At 69.6% G+C, this 18,614-nt stretch carries 18 protein-coding genes; 5 read left to right on the forward strand and 13 right to left on the reverse strand.

Annotated elements, in window-relative coordinates:
- Window positions 1-42: 42 nt before the first annotated feature.
- The 7 genes from ACFU6I_RS36515 to clpS form a co-directional block, all read right to left on the reverse strand.
- The gene (locus tag ACFU6I_RS36515) at window positions 43-993 is read right to left on the reverse strand and encodes a cysteine synthase (protein WP_327246117.1); all 951 of its coding nucleotides are present in this window, start codon (window positions 991-993) and stop codon (window positions 43-45) included.
- Window positions 993-1,271 (reverse strand): MoaD/ThiS family protein, encoded by a 279-nt coding sequence (locus ACFU6I_RS36520; protein WP_037692508.1) that lies wholly within the window; start codon window positions 1,269-1,271, stop codon window positions 993-995. The genes ACFU6I_RS36515 and ACFU6I_RS36520 overlap by 1 nt, the downstream gene beginning before the upstream one ends.
- Before the next feature lie 102 nt (window positions 1,272-1,373).
- Complete coding sequence (locus ACFU6I_RS36525) at window positions 1,374-1,499, reverse strand: putative leader peptide (RefSeq protein WP_384375040.1); 126 nt, start codon at window positions 1,497-1,499, stop codon at window positions 1,374-1,376.
- 144 nt (window positions 1,500-1,643) lie between these two features.
- Complete coding sequence (locus ACFU6I_RS36530; protein ID WP_384375043.1) at window positions 1,644-2,075, reverse strand: Mov34/MPN/PAD-1 family protein; 432 nt, start codon at window positions 2,073-2,075, stop codon at window positions 1,644-1,646.
- A gap of 78 nt (window positions 2,076-2,153) precedes the next feature.
- Complete coding sequence (locus tag ACFU6I_RS36535) at window positions 2,154-3,596, reverse strand: amino acid permease (RefSeq protein WP_384375046.1); 1,443 nt, start codon at window positions 3,594-3,596, stop codon at window positions 2,154-2,156.
- A 525-nt stretch (window positions 3,597-4,121) separates the two neighbouring features.
- Window positions 4,122-4,703 carry a DUF2017 domain-containing protein gene (locus tag ACFU6I_RS36540; RefSeq protein ID WP_384375049.1) on the reverse strand — a complete coding sequence of 194 codons (582 nt, stop codon included), beginning with the start codon at window positions 4,701-4,703 and terminating at the stop codon, window positions 4,122-4,124.
- Window positions 4,704-4,745: 42 nt separating this feature from the next.
- Window positions 4,746-5,051 carry an ATP-dependent Clp protease adapter ClpS gene (clpS, locus tag ACFU6I_RS36545; RefSeq protein ID WP_018555894.1) on the reverse strand — a complete coding sequence of 102 codons (306 nt, stop codon included), beginning with the start codon at window positions 5,049-5,051 and terminating at the stop codon, window positions 4,746-4,748.
- 86 nt (window positions 5,052-5,137) lie between these two features.
- Between clpS and ACFU6I_RS36550 the strand changes: the two genes are divergently transcribed.
- Both ACFU6I_RS36550 and ACFU6I_RS36555 read left to right on the forward strand, forming a co-directional pair.
- Entirely contained in the window at window positions 5,138-6,466 is a 1,329-nt protein-coding gene (locus tag ACFU6I_RS36550) for a nicotinate phosphoribosyltransferase (RefSeq protein ID WP_384375052.1), read from the forward strand.
- Window positions 6,467-6,618: 152 nt separating this feature from the next.
- Window positions 6,619-7,203 (forward strand): isochorismatase family protein, encoded by a 585-nt coding sequence (locus ACFU6I_RS36555; RefSeq protein ID WP_384375055.1) that lies wholly within the window; start codon window positions 6,619-6,621, stop codon window positions 7,201-7,203.
- Between the two features lie 103 nt (window positions 7,204-7,306).
- Here ACFU6I_RS36555 and ACFU6I_RS36560 read toward each other — a convergent pair whose 3' ends face one another.
- Both ACFU6I_RS36560 and ACFU6I_RS36565 read right to left on the reverse strand, forming a co-directional pair.
- Window positions 7,307-7,639, reverse strand: coding sequence for a hypothetical protein (locus tag ACFU6I_RS36560; protein WP_345517866.1), 333 nt, complete (start codon window positions 7,637-7,639; stop codon window positions 7,307-7,309).
- Window positions 7,640-7,763: 124 nt separating this feature from the next.
- On the reverse strand, window positions 7,764-10,163 hold the full coding sequence (locus tag ACFU6I_RS36565; protein ID WP_384375058.1) for an immune inhibitor A domain-containing protein: 2,400 nt from the start codon (window positions 10,161-10,163) through the stop codon (window positions 7,764-7,766).
- Window positions 10,164-10,535: 372 nt separating this feature from the next.
- Between ACFU6I_RS36565 and ACFU6I_RS36570 the strand changes: the two genes are divergently transcribed.
- Window positions 10,536-10,886 (forward strand): hypothetical protein, encoded by a 351-nt coding sequence (locus ACFU6I_RS36570; protein ID WP_384375061.1) that lies wholly within the window; start codon window positions 10,536-10,538, stop codon window positions 10,884-10,886.
- Window positions 10,887-10,935: 49 nt separating this feature from the next.
- Here the strand turns inward: ACFU6I_RS36570 and ACFU6I_RS36575 are convergent, their stop codons facing one another.
- Both ACFU6I_RS36575 and ACFU6I_RS36580 read right to left on the reverse strand, forming a co-directional pair.
- Window positions 10,936-11,604: an RDD family protein gene (locus ACFU6I_RS36575; protein ID WP_384375064.1), complete on the reverse strand. Its 669-nt coding sequence runs from the start codon at window positions 11,602-11,604 to the stop codon at window positions 10,936-10,938.
- A gap of 133 nt (window positions 11,605-11,737) precedes the next feature.
- Window positions 11,738-13,327: an RDD family protein gene (locus ACFU6I_RS36580; RefSeq protein WP_384375066.1), complete on the reverse strand. Its 1,590-nt coding sequence runs from the start codon at window positions 13,325-13,327 to the stop codon at window positions 11,738-11,740.
- A gap of 211 nt (window positions 13,328-13,538) precedes the next feature.
- On the opposite strand from ACFU6I_RS36580, the gene ACFU6I_RS36585 reads away from it, so the two are divergent.
- Window positions 13,539-14,015, forward strand: a complete 477-nt coding sequence (locus ACFU6I_RS36585; RefSeq protein WP_384375069.1) for an SsgA family sporulation/cell division regulator — start codon at window positions 13,539-13,541, stop codon at window positions 14,013-14,015.
- Between the two features lie 20 nt (window positions 14,016-14,035).
- Here the strand turns inward: ACFU6I_RS36585 and ACFU6I_RS36590 are convergent, their stop codons facing one another.
- Window positions 14,036-15,403 (reverse strand): FAD-binding oxidoreductase, encoded by a 1,368-nt coding sequence (locus ACFU6I_RS36590; RefSeq protein ID WP_384375072.1) that lies wholly within the window; start codon window positions 15,401-15,403, stop codon window positions 14,036-14,038.
- Window positions 15,404-15,500: 97 nt separating this feature from the next.
- Between ACFU6I_RS36590 and ACFU6I_RS36595 the strand changes: the two genes are divergently transcribed.
- Window positions 15,501-17,183, forward strand: a complete 1,683-nt coding sequence (locus tag ACFU6I_RS36595) for a tetratricopeptide repeat protein (protein WP_384375075.1) — start codon at window positions 15,501-15,503, stop codon at window positions 17,181-17,183.
- A gap of 215 nt (window positions 17,184-17,398) precedes the next feature.
- Here ACFU6I_RS36595 and hppD read toward each other — a convergent pair whose 3' ends face one another.
- Window positions 17,399-18,544 carry a 4-hydroxyphenylpyruvate dioxygenase gene (hppD, locus tag ACFU6I_RS36600; RefSeq protein ID WP_266985131.1) on the reverse strand — a complete coding sequence of 382 codons (1,146 nt, stop codon included), beginning with the start codon at window positions 18,542-18,544 and terminating at the stop codon, window positions 17,399-17,401.
- Window positions 18,545-18,614 lie beyond the last annotated feature (70 nt).

Raw genomic sequence — 18,614 nt, forward strand, 5'->3', positions numbered from 1 at the left:
GCCGAGGACGGTCCGGCACTTGGAGGAGCTCGCGACTGAGTGTTACGCCCAGAGCTGGCCGTGCAGCGTTTCGATGGCCGCTTCCGTCGTGGGGGCCGTGTAGACGCCCGTCGACAGGTACTTCCAGCCGCCGTCGGCGACGACGAAGACGATGTCGGCCGTCTCCCCCGCCTTGACCGCCTTGGTTCCGACGCCGATCGCCGCGTGGAGTGCGGCGCCGGTGGAGACGCCCGCGAAGATGCCCTCCTGCTGGAGGAGTTCGCGGGTGCGGGTGACGGCGTCGGCGGAGCCGACGGAGAAGCGGGTGGTGAGGACCGAGGCGTCGTAGAGCTCGGGGACGAAGCCCTCGTCGAGGTTGCGGAGGCCGTAGACGAGGTCGTCGTAGCGCGGCTCGGCGGCGACGATCTTGATGTCGGGCTTCTGTTCGCGCAGGTAGCGGCCCACACCCATGAGCGTGCCCGTGGTGCCGAGGCCCGCCACGAAGTGGGTGATGGAGGGCAGGTCGGCGAAGATCTCGGGACCGGTGGTGGCGTAGTGGGCGCCCGCGTTGTCCGGGTTGCCGTACTGGTAGAGCATCACCCAGTCGGGGTGCTCGGCGGCCAGTTCCTTGGCGACGCGGACGGCTGTGTTGGAGCCGCCGGCCGCCGGGGAGGAGATGATCTCGGCGCCCCACATGGCGAGCAGGTCGCGCCGTTCCTGCGAGGTGTTCTCCGGCATGACGCAGACGATGCGGTAGCCCTTGAGCTTGGCCGCCATGGCCAGCGAGATGCCGGTGTTGCCGCTGGTGGGCTCCAGGATGGTGCAGCCGGGGGTCAACCGGCCGTCCTTCTCCGCCTGTTCGACCATGTGGAGCGCGGGGCGGTCCTTGATCGAGCCGGTGGGGTTGCGGTCCTCCAGCTTGGCCCAGATGCGGACGTCGTCCGACGGTGACAGCCGCGGTAGGCGGACGAGCGGGGTATTGCCCACCGCGGCGAGCGGGCTGTCGTACCGCATCAGTTCATGCCGCCGGCGACGGCCGGGAGGATGGTGACGCTGTCGCCGTCGCTGAGCTTGGTGGAGATTCCGTCGAGGAAGCGGACGTCCTCGTCGTTGAGGTAGACGTTCACGAAGCGACGGAGCTGGTCACCGTCGACGATGCGCTCACGGATGCCGTTGTGGCGGCTGTCGAGGTCCGTGAAGAGGTCGGCGAGGGTCTCTCCGTTGCCCTCGACAGCCTTGGCGCCGTCGGTGTAGGTGCGGAGGATGGTCGGGATGCGGACCTCGATGGCCATGGCGTGGGCTCCTGTCGAAAGCGGAGTGGTGGCGTGGGGCGCGCGGCTCTGCCCCCGCGCGGGGGTGGGGCGTGTGGACGGCGCTCGGGGCCGCGGCCCGGCTCAGGCGTTGCGGCCGGCGGGCAGGCAGCTCGTACAGATCGCGCTGGAGAGCCTGCACAGGTCGACGTGCAGGCGCGCGACGAGCAGCGTGCCCGGCGTCTTTTCGCTCACGTCTTGGGGAACCATGGGCTCATCGTATCGATTCCCGGTCCGGACTCCGGTATGTGATCTCACCTGCTGGATGGTGAGCGTTCGCCTGGTGGACGGTCGGGGTGGGGCGGGGAATCACGGCGGGCCGGGGACGGGGTTTCGCCTCCGGCCCGCTCCAGGTCAGGCGGGTTCGTACGCCTCGACGACCTCGACGTCCTCCTCGGTGATCACGCCGTCCACGATGCGGTACGAGCGGAACTGGAAGGGGCCCGCGTCGTCCGTGTCGGCGGTGGAGACGAGGACGTAGTGGGCGCCGGGCTCATTGGCGTACGTGACGTCGGTGCGCGAGGGGTACGCCTCGGTCGCCGTGTGCGAGTGGTAGATGATCACCGGCTCCTCGTCGCGGTCGTCCATCTCGCGGTAGAGCTTCAGCAGGTCCGCGGAGTCGAACTCGTAGAACGTGGGCGAGCGGGCGGCGTTGAGCATGGGGATGAAGCGTTCGGCGCGGCCGGTTCCGACCGGGCCCGCGACCACGCCGCACGCCTCGTCGGGGTGGTCCGCGCGGGAGTGCGCGACGATCTGGTCGTACAGCGCCTGGGTGATGGTCAGCATGGCGCCAGGATAAGCAGAGGGCCCCCGCGCACCGAGGAGTGGTACGCGGGGGTCCGTATGCCGGACGGCCGGGTCGGGTCAGCGCTTGGCGAAGGCCGCGCTCTCGGGGTTACGGGCCTTGAGGACCAGGTACGAGACACCGAGGATCAGGGCCCAGAGCGGGGCGCAGTACAGCGAGATCCTGGCGTCCTTGTCGATGCCCATCATCACGATCACCATGCCGATGAAGGCGAGGGCGAAGACGGTGGTGTACGGGGCGCCGGGGGCCCGGAAGGAGGACTGCGGGATCGCTCCGCGGTCGGCCAGGCGGCGGTAGCGGATCTGGCAGACGAGGATCATGATCCAGGCCCACATGCCGGAGATCGTGGCGAAGGAGACGACGTAGGTGAAGGCGTCCCCGGGCCACTGGTAGTTGATCCAGACGCCGACGAGCATGAGGGCGGCGGAGAAGGTGGTGCCGATGAGCGGGGTGCCGCTCCTGGTCAGCCGGGTGAAGAACTTCGGGCCCTGTCCGTTGAGGGCGAGGTCGCGCAGCATGCGGCCGGTGGAGTACATGCCGGAGTTGCAGGAGGAGAGGGCCGCGGTCAGGACGACGAAGTTGACGATGCCTGCGCCGATGCCGAGGCCCATCTTCTGGAAGGCGGCGACGAACGGCGAGATGCCGGGCTGGAATTCCGTCCACGGGACGACGGCGAGGATCATGATGAGGGCGCCGACGTAGAAGACGGCGATGCGCCACGGCACGGTGTTGATGGCCTTGGGCAGGACGGTCTTCGGGTCCTTGGACTCGCCTGCGGTGACGCCGACGAGTTCGACGGCGAGGAAGGCGAACATCACGATCTGCAGGGTCATCAAGGTGCCCTTGATGCCGTGCGGGAAGAAGCCGCCGTCGGCCCACAGGTGGGTGACGGACGCGGTGTCGCCGGCGTCGGAGAAGCCGAGGGTGAGAATTCCGGCACAGATGAGGATCATGCCGACGATGGCAGTGACCTTGACCATCGAGAACCAGAATTCGAGTTCCCCGAAGAGCTTCACGGAGATCAGGTTCACGCCGTACAGGATGATCGTGAAGATCAGTGCGGACACCCATTGGGGAATGTCGAACCAGAACGTCATGTACTGGGCTGCCGCGGTGACTTCGGTGATTCCGGTGACAACCCAGAACAGCCAGTAGGTCCAGCCGGTGACAAATCCTGCGAAGGGGCCGACGAATTCGCGGGCGTACTCGGAGAATGAGCCCGAGACCGGGCGGTACATGAGGAGTTCGCCCAGGGCCCGCATGATGAAGAAGATCACCAGGCCTGCGATGGCATAGGCGAGGATGAGGCTGGGTCCCGCCTTGGCGATGGCTTTGCCCGCGCCGAGGAAGAGGCCGGTTCCGATGGCCCCGCCGATCGCGATCATCTGGATCTGGCGGGCGCCGAGGGCGCGCTGATAACCCTCGCCCGAGGTGGTGGCATCCGCGGCTTCCGCGGCCTGCTGCGAGCCGCCTTGCCCCTTGTCGACCTGCGCCGATGTCATGTGTTGCGCCTTTCTCCACGCCGATCCGCGCCTGACGGCTGCGGATCAGGTCCTGATCCCCCCGGATATGGATGGAGTGCGACCGGCGGTCCGCCGGTTGTAGCGCCCCCGGGAACAGGGGTGGCGTCCCCGGGTGGTCGTGAAGATTTATCACGGAGCCACCGGTGGTCCACCGGACATTGTGTGGTGCACACCACAGGAAAAAGCGGACAAGGGTTTCCAGCCGCTGCAAAAAAGGCCATTCAGGTGACGGGATCGTTATTTGGATTTGAGTATCCGTTGAGCGAACGTCCCGGCGCGGACCCAAGGGAAGGCAAAACCCGATCAAGGGGAGGCGGGTCGGTCGCGGCATCCGGTGCGGTGCATCGCCACGGGGCGGCCCTCGGGCGTCGGAGCATCCTCGCGGCGCAGCCGTGCGGGCGTCTCGGCAATGCCCCGAGTGGGGTCTCCCCCGTTCGGGCGAAGCCGAGCACGCAGCGAAGTGCCGGGGGTCGCAACCCCCGGCCGTAATCCGCTGGCCGGCCCCTACGGCATCAGGGTCTCGACGAGCGTCTCCTGAAGCGCGCCCAGCCAGAGATAGGCCATGACCATGGGCTTGCGCGGGTCACTGTCGGGCAGCCGGTAGAGCGAGCCCTCACCGCCCTCGTCCTCGTCGGAGACCTCCAGGCGGGTACCGATGGTGAGGCGGAGGTCGTTGAGGGCGCCGAGCCAGTTGCGGCATTCGTCGGCGCTGAGCGTGAGGACCGCGCTTTCCTCGCCGGACGGGAGTGCGTCGAGGGTGCGTACGACGGTGAGCGCGTCGTCGCGCTTGCGGGTGCGCAGGTCGTTCTCGGTGAAGCGGCGGAACTCGGCGGACGCGGCGCGCAGTTCGCTGTCCTCGTCGCCGTACGCCTCCGGGAAGAGGCGGGCCAGGGCCGGGTCGGTCGGCGGCTCGCTGGGCCCTTCGGCGAACAGGGCGGCGAGCGGGTCCTCGCCGTCGGCCGGTTCGTCGCCCGGTCCGATCAGTTCCAGCAGCTGGACGGCGAGGGAGCGCAGGATCGCGATCTCCACCTCGTCGAGCGCGACGGCCGCGCCGCCGCGGGGGGTGGCCTCGAAGTGGCCGGCCATGGGTTTTCTCCGATGGTGGGTCGGGCGGGGCAGAGGTGGAGGCTAGTTGCGGTCCTGGGTCAGGGTGGCCCAGAGACCGTAACCGTGCATGGCCTGGACGTCGCGCTCCATCTCCTCGCGGCTGCCGCTGGAGACGACGGCGCGACCCTTCTGATGGACGTCGAGCATCAGCTTGTGGGCCTTGTCCTTGGAGTAGCCGAAGTAGGCCTGGAAGACATAGGTCACGTAGCTCATGAGGTTGACCGGATCGTTGTGGACCAGCGTCACCCAGGGCACGTCGGGCTCGGGGACGACGAGGTTCTCCTCGGCCGATTCGGGACGCTCGATCTCTACAGGGGCGACACTCACCTACCCCATGCTGCCACCCGGGAGGGGGCATCGCACAAACGGCTTAGATCTCGTCACTCTGACGAAATAGGGGTAGCATCCGAGCCATGAACTCTGCGGACCTTGGGCGACGGGTCGGTGTGCCGTCGACAGCGCTCTTCACCGACCAGTACGAGCTCACGATGGTGCAGGCGGCGCTGAAGGCGGGCACCGCCGACCGGCGCTCGGTCTTCGAGGCGTTCACCCGCCGGCTGCCCGAGGGGCGACGCTACGGCGTCGTCGCGGGCATCGGACGCGTCCTGGACGCAGTGGAGAACTTTCACTTCGACGACGAGATGCTCACCTTCCTGCGCGACCAGAACATCGTCGACGGGCCGACGCTCGCCTGGCTGGCGGACTACCGCTTCAGCGGCGACATCTGGGGCTACCCGGAGGGCGAGGTGTACTTCCCGGGCTCCCCGATCCTGCGGGTCGAGGGATCCTTCGCCGAATGTGTGCTGCTGGAGACGGTGATCCTGTCGATCCTCAACCACGACTCGGCAGTCGCCGCGGCGGCGTCCCGGATGTCCGCGGCGGCGGGTGGTCGCAGGCTGATCGAGATGGGTGCACGACGCACCCATGAACTGTCCGCGGTGGCGTCGTCGCGGGCCGCGTACATCGGCGGCTTCGACACGACATCCGATCTGGCGGCCGGATTCCGCTACAACATCCCGACGGTCGGGACGAGCGCGCACGCGTTCACGCTGCTGCACGACAACGAGCGCGACGCGTTCCGGGCGCAGGTCGATTCACTGGGCCGGAAGACGACGCTGCTGGTCGACACCTACGACGTCGCCGAGGCGGTCCGTACGGCGGTCGAGGTCGCCGGGACCGGGCTGGGGGCCGTACGGATCGACTCCGGGGACCTGCTGCTCCTCGCGCACCGGGTGCGGCAGCAGTTGGACGAGCTGGGCGCCACGGCGACGAAGATCGTGGTGACGTCGGACCTGGACGAGTACGCGATCGCGTCGCTGGCCGCGGCACCGGTCGACGCGTACGGCGTGGGCACGCAGCTGGTCACCGGCAGCGGGCAGCCGACCTGCTCCATGGTCTACAAGCTGGTCGCCCGGGCGAACTCCGCCGATCCCGCGGAACCGCTGCGGCCGGTTGCCAAGAAGTCGCTGGGAGGGAAGTCCTCGATGGGCGGGCGCAAGTGGGCCGCGCGGCGGCTGGACGAGAACGGGGTGGCCGAGGCCGAGGTGGTCGGCACCGGTCCGGTGCCCGACGGGCTGGCCGACCGGCAGCTGCTGGTCGAGCTGGTCAGGGGTGGTGAGGTGGTCGCGCGCGAGCCGCTGGACGCGGCGCGGGAGCGGCACATAGCGGCGCGGCGGGGGCTGCCGATGTCGGCGGTGCAGCTGTCCAGGGGGGAGCCGGTGATTCCGACGGAGTTCGTGTGAACGTGCGGCGGCGGGGAAGGGGATGGTCGCCGGTAGCAGCCATACGCCCCCTCCCGCAAGGCGGTCTTTGTCTCTAGGCTCGATTTGCAGCCCCCCAACTTCACCGTTTCGCTCTCGTCCCCCGCTTCTCTCCCCATCGAAGGACACCCGCCATGCACCGCGCGTTGATCGTCGTGGACGTTCAGAACGACTTCTGCGAGGGCGGCAGCCTCGCGGTGACGGGGGGCTCGGATGTCGCCGCCGCCATCACCGACCTGATCGGTGAGGCCCAGGCCGGGTACCGCCATGTGGTCGCCACCCGTGACCACCATGTCGACCCGGGCGACCACTTCTCCGCACAGCCCGACTTCGAGCACTCCTGGCCTGCGCACTGTGTCGCCGGCACGGAGGGGGTGGGCTTCCACCCCAATTTCGCCCCGGCGGTCGCTTCCGGCGCCATCGATGCGGTGTTCGACAAGGGGGCCTACGCGGCGGCCTACAGCGGCTTCGAGGGGGTCGACGAGAACGGGGTGGGGCTTGCGCAGTGGCTGCGGGACCGGAGGGTCACCGAGGTCGACGTCGTCGGCATCGCCACGGATCACTGCGTGCGGGCGACGGCGCTGGATGCGGTCCGGGAAGGCTTCGCGACGCATGTGCTGCTGGACCTGACCGCGGGGGTCTCCGACGCGACCACGGGGCGGGCGCTGGAGGAGCTCCGGGAGGCCGGGGTGGAGCTCTCCGGCAAGCCGGTGGTGTAACGGCCTCCCCCACGACAGGGCCGGGGGGGAAGCCGCAAGGGGCGCGACGGCTGCCGCAGGCGTCCGGCGCCCGCGTTGCCGCACGGGCGGGACGCAGGCGCGCTCAGGACTGGTGGGCCGGTACCGGTGGGCGCAGGAGTGCCCGGATGGGGTGCCAGAGCTCCTGGGCGCTCTCCGGTCTCGCTCGCCAGAGCAGGCCGTCCGGGTGGTGCAGCACCGCCGTGATCTCGTCGGGCGTGGGCGGTTCCGCGTTGCCCCGGAGGTAGACCGCCCGGAGGCCCAGATTGCGCAGGCGGGTCAGTGCGCGGGCCCGGTTCGCCGCGTGCACCAGGACCCGGACCGGGGTTCCCGGGCCCGTCCCGTCCGCCGGGCCGTTCAGGGTGATCGCGACCACCACACTGCCGTTCGGCAACTTGCTGAATCCTCCGCCTGCCATGCTCTGCACTCCCCCGTGAGACATCGTGTCAATAAGAATCCGAATAAGAGGCACCTAAACACGATCGGCCGCCGCCCGCTAGAGGGCGACGGCCGATCATGCTTTGACCTGCGGTGATGCGGAATTACTTGTGCGAGGCGCCAACCTTGACCGTGATCGTCGAACCGCTGAGCGGCTCGCTGACGATCGTGATCCGGGTGTTGGTGTCAGCGACCTTCACGCTTCCGGTCTTGTTCTCCGCGTACCAGTAGGTGCCCTTGTGGTCGTCGAAGACCGGGACGCCCGGCTGGGACTCGATCTTGGTCGCCACGTCAGCCTTGTGCAGCGTGAAGGCGTCGGTCGGCCGCCAGCTGAACGGGGCGTCGAACGGCTGGATCTTGTTGCGGATGACGGTGCCGTCGGCCCACTTCAGCGGCTTGGCGTGCGCGTCGATCGGCAGGATCAGCCCCTGGCCCGGGTGGGTGGAGACGTTGTTGTCCTTCTGGGACTGGTCCCAGAGCCAGATCATCAGACCGGTCTGGTAGGGGTAGTGCTCGACCCAGTCCGGACGGGTGTTGGCGAAGCCGAAGTTGTACGGGCCGACCTTCAGGGTCTTGTCGTACGAGACGTACTGGCGGTTCTCCGCGATGTAGTACTGCGGGTAGTCCTTGGTGAACGACGCACCGACCCGGGAGAAGCCCTTGGCGGTCCAGCCGTTGTCGTCGCCCTCGGCGTTGTCCGAGAAGAGCACCGCACCATCGGCGTTGACCGCGATGGTGTCGGCCGCGAAGCCCACGCCGCCCGCGCCGCCGTCGGTGGCGTAACGGAAGCGGATGTCGATCTTCTTGCCCGCGTAGGCGTCCAGCGAGTACGACAGCTTCTGGTACGTGCCGGAGACGTCGGTCAGCGCCGGCTTGTCACTGGCGTCACGCGGGATCGCCTTGCCGTCGGCGGTGCCGTCGATCGCGGTCCAGCTGGCGCCGCCGTTCTCCGAGACCTCGGTGTAGAGGTAGTCGTAGTCCTTCTCGATGTCCCACCAGCCCGAAAGGTCCAGGGACGCCTTGGACTTGCCGGTCAGGTCGACCGAGCGGGACAGGGTGTTGTTCAGGTCGTCACCCATGTCGCTCCACCACTGCTTGGCGCCCTCAGCGGGCGTCGTGACGGCGGTGGTGACGGCCTTGTCCGGCAGCGAGACGACGAGCGCCTGCTTGTCCTTGGTGTTGTACTCCGAGACACCCAGCTTGTGGACCGAGTTCGTCGCGGCCTTGGCCGAGGCGTAGTTGAGCCAGCCCAGCTGCAGCTTGTCCCAGGCGGTCATGTCGCCGGGCATGTCACCGATGGCGTTCTTGCCGGTGCCGAGCCAGGAGCCGGCCGACATCAGGGACCAGAAGCCGACCGAGTTCTCGGCGCGGTTGGTGGTGTCGTAGAGGTCCGGCAGACCGAGGTCGTGGCCGTACTCGTGGGCGAAGACACCCAGGCCGCCGTTCTCGGGCTGCGCGGTGTAGTCGCCGACCCACATGCCGGTGTCACCGATCTCGGTGCCGCCTGCCTTGTTGCCGGCCGGGCCGGTCGCACCGGCGTTGGTGCCATACGCGTACCAGCGGTGCGCCCAGATGGCGTTCGCGCCCTCGACACCGCCGCCCGCGGACTCGTCCTCACCCGCGTGCACGACCTGGAAGTGGTCGATGTAGCCGTCGGGCTCGTTGAAGTTGCCGTCGTTGTCGTAGTCGTAGCGGTCCCACTGGTCGTACTGCGCCAGGTCCGCCTTGATCTGCTCCGGCGTGCGGCCCTTGGCCTTCTGGTCGGCGGCCCAGGCGTTCACGCCGTCCCTGACCATGTCCCAGGCGTTGGCACAGTTGGACGAGCCGCAGTAGTTGGAACCGTAACGGGCCTCGTTGTACGGGACCTTGACCCAGTCGGAGACCTGGCCGTCGACCGAGTAGCGCCCGGAGGACGTCTTCTCGTAGTACGTCTTCAGCGAGTCCTTGCCGGCACCCTCACCGAAGTAGAGGTCCTGGAAGTGGGCCTGGTTGTAGTCGGCCTGCCAGGCGGTGCTGTTGTCCTTCGCCGGGTCCGGCTTGGCTATCTTGTTGTGCAGCGGGCCGGGCGTGCCGCCGTACTTCTTGACGGGCGGCTTGGGCCCGTCGCCGTCCGGGTCGAACATGGTGGTGTCGTCGACCTGGTCGCCGAACTCCACCAGGACCGTGAAGATCTTGTCCGTCTTCTCGCGGCCGAGTTCGACGTACTTGTTGTCGTCGAGCTTGACGACCTTGGAGCCGTCGCGGTTCGACACCTTCTTGTCGCCGGAAATGACCTGCTCCAGGGCGGCCTGACGCTGTGCGTCCTGCTGCTCGCTGAAGGGGCCCTCCAGGTTGTGCGCGTTGCCCTCGGCCGACCCCGGGTCGCGGCGGTCGATGCTGGATGCGCTGGCGCCTGACGCCTTGTCATCGGCCTGTGCGGTGGCGAAGGCCGACGCCGTGGCAGCGGTGGCGGCCATGGCCACGACAACCGCCGCAGCGCGGAGCGTCCGTCTCTTAGTGGTCACTTGATGCAGTCCTCCCCGGCGCCCGCTGCTGCGGCCCGGGGGTGATGAAGGGGCCGCGCGCGGATACGCGTCACAAGTGACGACATTCGACCGGAGTTACAGGAGAAAAGACAGACCTTGACTTGAACTGACCAAGTGCATTATGTGGGAGTGCAGTTCCGTTATGCGGACGTTCACCGAACGGGCAACCGGCGCGCCAGTGCCCCCCTTTGGCGCGCTGGATGACTCAGTGCGCCCCCCGTGCACCGGCACCGTGGGTTAGGTCACGCTTACTACCGTTTCCTCCAGGGCATCCACCGTCGTAGAGTCGCTTGACAGTGCGACCGCGTTGAGAGACTGCCCCTTCCGACTGCCCCGAGGACGGATACCGCCATGCCGCGTCCCACTGCTGCACAGCTCTCCTACGGATCGGTCACCGTCGTCTTCTCGACGCTCGCCATGCTCCTGCTGTCCCGCACGAGTTCGGGCATCGGCATCGCCGTCATCGGCACGGCGGGGCTGGCGCTCGGTCTGCTGGTGGCCGTCACCGTACCCCTGCCGCTGCGGATGAAAACAGGGAAAGCGGCGAAGACGGCAAAGACGGCGACCGCGGTTCGTACGAACCACGGCGCCGTCTCCACCGTCGGCGCAGCCGAGGACATCCCGCTCGACGACGCCCCGTCGGCCAGGATCCCGGCCGCCCGCGCCGCCGGGCGCGTGGGTGAGCACTCCCTGCGCCACTGATCGGGCAACCGGCGGCCCACCGCGCGGGCGGACCGCTTGCGTACGTCGGCTATGCGGTCGAGACCACCACCGTCTTGGCCGCCTTGTCCTGCAGCCCCTGCCGGTACGGCTTGTCCGTGAACATCAGCACGATGTTGATCAGCCACCACAGGCACGGGCAGCACAGCAGCGCCGGCAGCCACAGCACCACGGCCCGCAGGAACGAGGCACTGGTGTCCGGCACCCGGCCGTCATTGAGCATCGCGACCCGCAGTTTCAGCAGCCGCTTGCCGATGGTGCGGCCGTCCTTGTGCGTGAAGTACGTGTCGTACGCCACGTAGGCCACGAGCCCGATCAGCGACCAGAGCAGCTGATGGCCGCTGTAGGTCTGGTTGAAGACGTTACTGACGTTGTCGTTGCTGCGGTTGTTGTTCGACGCCACCTCGACCGCGCCGCCGAACGGCAGCGAGATCAGATACAGCGGGATCGAGATGATCAGGAAGTCGATCAGCCGGGCCAGGATCCGCTTGCCGGGCTCGCCGAGCGGCGGCATGCCCGCGAGCGGGTCCGTGCCGCCGTACGGCCCGCCGCCGTAGGCACCGGGCTCGTACGGCGGCGGCGGAGGCGGCGGAGCGCTGTCGTAGGGCGAACCCGACGACGGCGGCTGAGGCTCCCGTGGCTTCTTGAGGAACGGGTCGTCCTCGGGAGGCTGGCCGGACGTCGGCTGATCGTTGCTCATGGGGGCAGTGCACCCCGGCCCACGGGCGCCCGCAACGGCTCAGGTGCGTTCGGGGGAACGGGGCACAAAGCGGTCGCCCTCACCCGATGGGCCGTCAGCCGCGCGGGTCGCCCGCGCGGCGTCGTGCTCGTCGTCAGCCCGCCACGAAGGTGTGTGCCGCCTTGTCGTGCCAGCACTGACGCCACGGGCGGTCGAACAGACACCACAGGACATTGACCACGCCGATGACCAGAAGACCGAGCACGCCGTAGACCAGCCAGCGGCGGAGCGCGGCACCGAAGGAGGGCGCCCCGTGGGCCTCGATGTCCCGTACCTCCAGCCCGCAGAGCTTCTTGCCGAGCGTACGGCCCCACTTCGCGGTCGGCAGGGCCTCCAACAGCACGCCGAGCACCAGGAACGCACCGAGCACCCCGCCGAACAGCCCGGCCGTGGTGGAGTCCACCAGCCAGACGGTGACCGTCTGGCCGGAGAGCTTCGCCGCGTCGATCTTGTCGCCGATGTGGTCCATCGCCCGCGAGACGAGCGGGAACCCGATCGCGCCGACGAGCGCGCCCAGCACGACCGTGTCGACGAGCCGGGCGGCGAACCGCTTGCCGAGCCCGGCGGGGCGGGCGGCCGCCTGCGCCTGTGCGAGCTGTTGGAAGTGGTCGTTGACCGGGGGCTTCCAGGGCACGACCGGGCCGTCCGGCTGAGCCGGCTGCGCATCGACACGCTGCTGGGATTGCACGGCGCGCTGGGACTGCTGGGGCGGGAATTGCTGCTGTTGCGGGAGCTGGGGCTGCGGGTGGGCGGCCTGCTGCGGCGCGGCGAGTCGGTGAGCCTGCTGCGCCCAGGAGGCGGCTCCGCCGCCGGGGCCCGGGGTGAGCGGATTGGCCGGAGCGGGCGCGGGCGCAGGCGCTGGGGCCGGGACGGCGGCCTGAGCGGGCGCGGGAGCCGGAGCAGGTGCCGCTGCGGAGGGCTGCGGGGCACCGGCACCGGGGGGAACCGCGCGGATCGCCATGGTTCCCTCGGCCGGTTCCTGTTCCGCGTTGCGGGGACGGGGCGACCGGCCCCCCTGTCCCACAGGGCGGGTCGTGATCGCACCGTCGGCGGGCGGACGCCCCGCCTCACCGGTGCCGCCGCCGGGCTCGACCGGTCGGTCGGCCCGGATCGCGACCGTTCGCTCGGGGACCTGGCTGTTGCCGCCCCGCATGCCCGGCAGCGCACCACCCGTCGGATCCTGCGGCGCGGGCAGGCGCGGGTCCGCGGGGGCCCGGTCGGCGGGAGCCCCGCTTCCCGGTGCCCGGTCCGCAGGGACCTGGCCCGCTGCTCCGGCCCCGTCCGGCTGCCCCGTACCGCCTGTGCCGCCCCAGGACACCCGCCGGTCGCGTTCCCCGCCGAAGCCGGTCTGCCGGGAGGCGTCGGCCTGCCAGGCAGACGAGGGTTCGGGGCGGTCGCTGTCGTACGGCTCCTCGTCGAGGAAGACCGGACCGGTTTCGTCCACCGGCGCGTAGGTCGGACCGGACGCCTGGGCGATCGGTGCCGAAGGCTGCGGCTGCGGTTCGGGCGTTGCCCCCTCGGAGGGCGTCGCTGTCGTCGATTCGCCCTGCTGGGGCGCAGGACGGCTCGTACCGGGAACCCACGAAGTGCCGTTCCAGTACCGGACATATCCGGGAATGGACGGGTCGGGGTAATACCCCTCGCGGGGCCTGTCGTCACCGGGTGCCGGGGTTGGGGCGCTCATCACCGTGGTCCCGTATCTCTTCGAAGCCTCAAGTCAACGGACCACATCTATCAGACAGCCGCGTACCCCCGGGCCGGTCCCGGCGTTTGAGGCACTTTCCGGTCACGGTGAAGTTTTTCCCGGAAGTCGCGTCATAGGGGGCGGGGCGGGCGCTCTCTCCATGTGCGGGCCGGTCGGCGGACCGGTCCACAGGCACCGAAAGGACGCACTCATGCACACCGTCGTGAAACGCGAGCTGGAACTCGAGCTGGTCCTGTCGCCGGAGCGGAGCATCCCGGTCCCGGCCCGGCTGATGTACCGCACGGAGGATCCGTACGCCGTGCACATCACCTTTCACATCGACTCCAGCTTCCCCGTGCACTGGACGTTCGCCCGCGATCTGCTGGTCGAGGGCGTGTTCCGGCCCTGCGGGCACGGGGACGTGCGGATCTGGCCGGACAGGATCGAGCAGCGCACCGTCCTCTGCATGGCGCTGAGTTCGCCCGACGGCGATGCGCTGCTGGCGGCGCCGTCCTCCACCGTGGCCGCGTGGGTGGAGCGGACGCTGCGGCTGGTGCCGCCCGGCACCGAGACCGAGCGGCTCGGCATCGACGCCGCTCTGGCCGATCTGCTCGCGCCGTTGCCGGCCGACGACCTGTGGCTGAGCGACCCGTGGCTGCCGGACGAGTCGACGGACGGCGAGGTCTGATGCGCGGTCCACCGGCGGCGTCAGAAGACCTTGCCGGGGTTGAGCAGCCCCAGCGGGTCGAACGCCGCCTTGATGCCCCGGTGCATCTCGACGCTCACCTCGCCGAGTTCGCGGGCCAGCCATTCCTTCTTCAGGACGCCGACGCCGTGTTCGCCGGTGATGGTGCCGCCGAGTTCGAGGCCCAGCGCCATGATCTCGTCGAAGGATTCACGGGCCCGGCGCGACTCGTCGGCGTCGGTGTGGTCGAAGCAGACGACGGGGTGGGTGTTGCCGTCGCCCGCGTGGGCGCAGACGCCGATGGTGAGGTCGTACTTCTGCGCGATGGCCGCCGTCCCCTCGATCATGGCGCCGAGCCTGGAGCGCGGTACGCACACGTCGTCGATCATCGTGGCCGACTTGACGGCCTCCAGGGCGGTCAGCGACATCCGTCGGGCCTGGAGGAGGAGTTCGGATTCGGCGGCGTCGGCCGCGGGGACCACTTCGGTGGCACCGGCGGTGGTGCAGAGTTCGGCGACGGCGGCGAGGTCGGCGGTGGGGTCCGGGGTGTCGAAGGCGGCGAGGAGCAGCGCTTCGGTGGAGTCGGGGAGACCCATGTGGGACATCGTGTTGACGGCGTGGACCGTCGTACGGTCCATCAGTTCGAGGAGTGACGGAGTGTGGCCGCGCTCCATGATCCGGCAGACGGCGTCGCAGGCGGCTGTCGCGGACGGGAACTCGGCGGCGAGGACGAGCTGCTGCGGCGGCTGCGGCTTCAGGGCGAGCACGGCGCGGACGACGATGCCGAGGCTGCCCTCGGAGCCGACGAAGAGACGGGTGAGGTCGTATCCGGCGACGCCCTTCGCGGTCCGGCGGCCGGTCGTCAGGAGGCGCCCGTCGGCGAGGACGACCTCGAGGCCGAGTACGTACTCGGCGGTGACGCCGTACTTCACGCAGCACAGCCCGCCGGACGCGGTGCCGATGTTGCCGCCGATGGTGCACATTTCCCAGCTGGACGGGTCCGGCGGGTAGTACAGGCCGTGTTCGTTGACCGCGCGGGACAGCACGGCGTTGATGACGCCCGGTTCGACGACGGCGATCCGGTCGACGGGGTTGATCTCCAGGATCCGGTCCATCTTCACCAGGGACAGCACGATGCAGCCGTCGGAGGCGTTGGCCGCGCCCGACAGGCCGGTACGGGCGCCCTGCGGGACGACCGGCACACGCAGCGCGGTCGCCGTGCGCATGACGTGCTGGACCTGCTCGACCGTGCGCGGCAGCACCACCACGGCCGGGGCGCCCGCGTCGCAGAAGCTCGCCATGTCGTGGGCGTACGAGGCCGTGACATCCGGATCGGTGATCAGGGCCTCGGCAGGAAGGCCCGCGCGCAGTCGTTCGAGAAGATCGTCCATGATCCAAGCGTGACACCCGGGGCCAATGGTGTGAACCCGTCTGCGGCAGCGTTCGCACAACACGGTGTGATCTTCATACCGACGCAGAGTGATCGGCATGGATGTCATGCCGCAGCAGCCTCCGGAGTCCCGCCAGTCGGATCACGCGCCCCCTTCGTCCGATCCGGACGATTCCCCACCGCAGACGTCGTCGCTCCCCGGATCCGAACCGCCGCCCGATCCGGACCCCGCGGCGCCGGACGATCTCCCGCCGGTCTCGCTGCGTACGACACTGCGTCGGGCCGCGGTCGGTGCGGTGGCGGCCGCCGTGCTGGTCACGGGCGCGGTCGTGTCCGTACCGGACGACGGGAAGAAGGTCGCGCCGCCTGCTCCGGGACCGGTCATGCGCGCGCTGACGGCGACGAACGCGGGCGCCCCCGCCTCCCTCGCCGACCTGACGGCGCTGATCGGGGACCGGCGGAACTGGGTGGGCACGCATCCGTCCGACGCGCGTTCGTGGGCGGTGCTCGGATCGGCGTACGTGGAGTGGGGGCGGCGTTCCGGGGACGTGGCGTACTACGGGCGGGCCGAGCAGGCACTGAGGCGCTCGCTGGACGTACAGCCGGGTGCCCGGGGGAACACCGCGGCCTGGGTGGGGCTGGCGGCGCTCGCCAATGCGCGGCACGACTTCGTCGCGGCGAAGAAGTGGGGCGAGACGGTACGCGCCCGGCAGCCGAAGGACTGGACGGCGTACCCGGTCCTGATCGACGCGTACAACGGGCTCGGCCAGTACACGGCGGCGGGCCGGGCGGTGGAGAGGTTCGCGGCGCTCCGCTCGGGCGTACCGGCGCTCTCGCGGACGGCGCAGTGGTACCGGGACGAGGGCCGGCGCGAGGACGCCCAGGCGATCGCGCAGGATGCGGCGAACCGGGCCACCACCCCCGCCGAGAAGACGGACTGCCTGTTCCGGCTGGGCGAACTGGCCTGGGAGCGGGGCAAGTCCGAGGAGGCGGTGGCGCAGTACACCGCGGCCCTGCGGACGGATCGCGCCCACCCTCCGTCGCTCGCGGGCCGGGCGCGGGCGCTGGCGGCCCTGGGCCGCACGGACGAGGCGCAGCGCGACTACCGGGCGGCGCTGTCCCGGCGCCCGAGCCCCGCATACATGCTGGAACTCGGTGAGTTGTACGAGTCGCTGGGGCGCGACGACGACTCCCGAGGCCAGTACACGAAGCTCCGCAGAACCCTGGCCCAGGAGAGCGGCCACGGGGTCGACGAGTCCCTCCTGCTCGGCCGCTTCGAGGCCGACCACGGTGATGCGTCGCGGGCGGTGGAGCTGCTGCGGGCGGAGTGGGACCGACAGCACCACAGCGCGGCGGTGGCGGACGCGCTGGGCTGGGCGCTGTACCGATCGGGCAACTCGCAGAGTGCGCTGACATACGCGCAACAGGCGGCGGACACGGGTGGTGGGACGGCCCTGTACGCGTACCACCTGGGCATGATCGAACAAAGGCGCGGGAACCACGGCCCGGCCCGCCGCCACCTGGAGGAGGCGCTGCGCACGAACCCCCACTTCAGCCCTCTGGACGCCCCATCGGCCCAGGAGGCCCTGGATCGGCCGGGCCCGCAGGAGGTGCCCCCGGCCCCCGAACCGACGGCTCCCCCGAACCCCCCTCAGCAGTCCCAGGAACCGTCCGAGGCCTCACCCGCGCAGCAGGGCGCCGCGACGGCGGCACCGGCCGGAACGACGGGGACCACGGACACCCCCGCGCCCCCGGATTCGTCTGCGCCGGGCAGCCGCTGACGGGGGGCGCGGCGGTTCTTCGCGTGGGTTCGGCGCCGGTTCGATCGCCGGACGGTCCGGGTCCCGGGCGTCCTGCCGGTGTTGCCGGGATCGCCCGGAAGCCGATCCATGGCCTCCCCGGCCCGCGGCCGGCGGCCAGGAGCCGCGGCGGGGCACAAGAGACGGGGCCCCCGGATCCGCCGGAAACCCCGCCTCCGTGGACGGGCCGCCTGGGCTCAGAGGTTGCCGCGCTTCTCCTGCTCGCGCTCGATCGCCTCGAACAGGGCCTTGAAGTTGCCCTTGCCGAAGCCCATCGAGCCGTGGCGTTCGATCATCTCGAAGAAGACCGTCGGGCGGTCCTGGACCGGCTTGGTGAAGATCTGCAGCAGGTATCCGTCCTCGTCGCGGTCGACGAGGATCTTCAGCTCGCGCAGCGTCTCGACCGGCACCCGGGTCTCGCCCGCCCATTCACCGAGGGTGTCGTAGTACGAGTCGGGGGTGTCCAGGAACTGGACGCCGGCCGCGCGCATCGCGCGGACCGACGCGACGATGTCGTTGGTGGCGAGGGCGATGTGCTGGACGCCCGCACCGCCGTAGAACTCCAGGTACTCGTCGATCTGCGACTTCTTCTTCGCGATCGCCGGTTCGTTGATCGGGAACTTCACCTTCAGGGTGCCGTCGGCGACGACCTTCGACATGAGGGCGGAGTACTCGGTGGCGATGTCGTCGCCCACGAACTCCTTCATGTTGGTGAAGCCCATGACCTTGTTGTAGAAGCCGACCCACTCGTTCATCCGGCCCAGTTCCACATTGCCGACACAGTGGTCGATGGCCTGGAAGGTGCGCTTGGCGGGCGGTTCGACGATCGGGGCCACGGCCACGAAGCCGGGGAGGTACGGGCCGTCGTAGCCGGAACGCTCGACGAGGGTGTGGCGGGTCTGGCCGTACGTGGCGATCGCGGCGAGCACCACCGTGCCGTGCTCGTCCTTGACCTCGTGCGGCTCGGTGAGGCCCAGGGCGCCGTGCTCGACGGCGTACGCGTACGCCGCCCGTGCGTCCGGGACCTCGATGGCCAGGTCGACCACGCCGTCGCCGTGCTCGGCCACATGGTCGGCCAGGAAGCGGCCGTGGTCGGTGGATGCCTTGATGACGGAGGTGAGGACAAAGCGTGCCGAACCGTTGGTCAGCACGTAACTGGCGGTCTCGCGGCTGCCGTTCTCCGGTCCGGAGTAGGCGACGAGCTTCATGCCGAAGGCGGTCGAGTAGTAGTGCGCGGCCTGCTTGGCATTGCCCACGGCGAAGACGACCGCGTCCATTCCCTTGACCGGGAAGGGGTCGGCCTGCCGAACGGTGTCAGGGGTGTTGTACAGCGTCTCAGTCATGGAGGAAGGCTCTCCCCGCATCGCAAGATGCGCAATAGTTCGCGCTTTTGTCGAGCATTCTGTACACAGG

It is taken from the genome of Streptomyces sp. NPDC057486, from assembly GCF_042802415.1.
In the GTDB taxonomy this organism is placed as follows: domain Bacteria; phylum Actinomycetota; class Actinomycetes; order Streptomycetales; family Streptomycetaceae; genus Streptomyces; species Streptomyces yanii.

Excerpts from the sequence above, each read along its gene's own strand:
- ACFU6I_RS36580 (WP_384375066.1), bottom strand. The coding sequence starts at position 13,327 with ATGAGCGCCCCAACCCCGGCACCCGGTGACGACAGGCCCCGCGAGGGG.
- ACFU6I_RS36560 (WP_345517866.1), bottom strand. The coding sequence starts at position 7,639 with ATGGCAGGCGGAGGATTCAGCAAGTTGCCGAACGGCAGTGTGGTGGTC.
- ACFU6I_RS36525 (WP_384375040.1), bottom strand. The coding sequence starts at position 1,499 with ATGGTTCCCCAAGACGTGAGCGAAAAGACGCCGGGCACGCTGCTCGTC.
- ACFU6I_RS36520 (WP_037692508.1), bottom strand. The coding sequence starts at position 1,271 with ATGGCCATCGAGGTCCGCATCCCGACCATCCTCCGCACCTACACCGAC.
- hppD (WP_266985131.1), bottom strand. The coding sequence starts at position 18,544 with ATGACTGAGACGCTGTACAACACCCCTGACACCGTTCGGCAGGCCGAC.
- ACFU6I_RS36550 (WP_384375052.1), top strand. The coding sequence starts at position 5,138 with ATGAACTCTGCGGACCTTGGGCGACGGGTCGGTGTGCCGTCGACAGCG.
- ACFU6I_RS36570 (WP_384375061.1), top strand. The coding sequence starts at position 10,536 with ATGCCGCGTCCCACTGCTGCACAGCTCTCCTACGGATCGGTCACCGTC.
- ACFU6I_RS36575 (WP_384375064.1), bottom strand. The coding sequence starts at position 11,604 with ATGAGCAACGATCAGCCGACGTCCGGCCAGCCTCCCGAGGACGACCCG.
- ACFU6I_RS36530 (WP_384375043.1), bottom strand. The coding sequence starts at position 2,075 with ATGCTGACCATCACCCAGGCGCTGTACGACCAGATCGTCGCGCACTCC.
- ACFU6I_RS36585 (WP_384375069.1), top strand. The coding sequence starts at position 13,539 with ATGCACACCGTCGTGAAACGCGAGCTGGAACTCGAGCTGGTCCTGTCG.
- ACFU6I_RS36515 (WP_327246117.1), bottom strand. The coding sequence starts at position 993 with ATGCGGTACGACAGCCCGCTCGCCGCGGTGGGCAATACCCCGCTCGTC.
- ACFU6I_RS36535 (WP_384375046.1), bottom strand. The coding sequence starts at position 3,596 with ATGACATCGGCGCAGGTCGACAAGGGGCAAGGCGGCTCGCAGCAGGCC.
- ACFU6I_RS36555 (WP_384375055.1), top strand. The coding sequence starts at position 6,619 with ATGCACCGCGCGTTGATCGTCGTGGACGTTCAGAACGACTTCTGCGAG.
- ACFU6I_RS36540 (WP_384375049.1), bottom strand. The coding sequence starts at position 4,703 with ATGGCCGGCCACTTCGAGGCCACCCCCCGCGGCGGCGCGGCCGTCGCG.
- ACFU6I_RS36595 (WP_384375075.1), top strand. The coding sequence starts at position 15,501 with ATGGATGTCATGCCGCAGCAGCCTCCGGAGTCCCGCCAGTCGGATCAC.
- ACFU6I_RS36590 (WP_384375072.1), bottom strand. The coding sequence starts at position 15,403 with ATGGACGATCTTCTCGAACGACTGCGCGCGGGCCTTCCTGCCGAGGCC.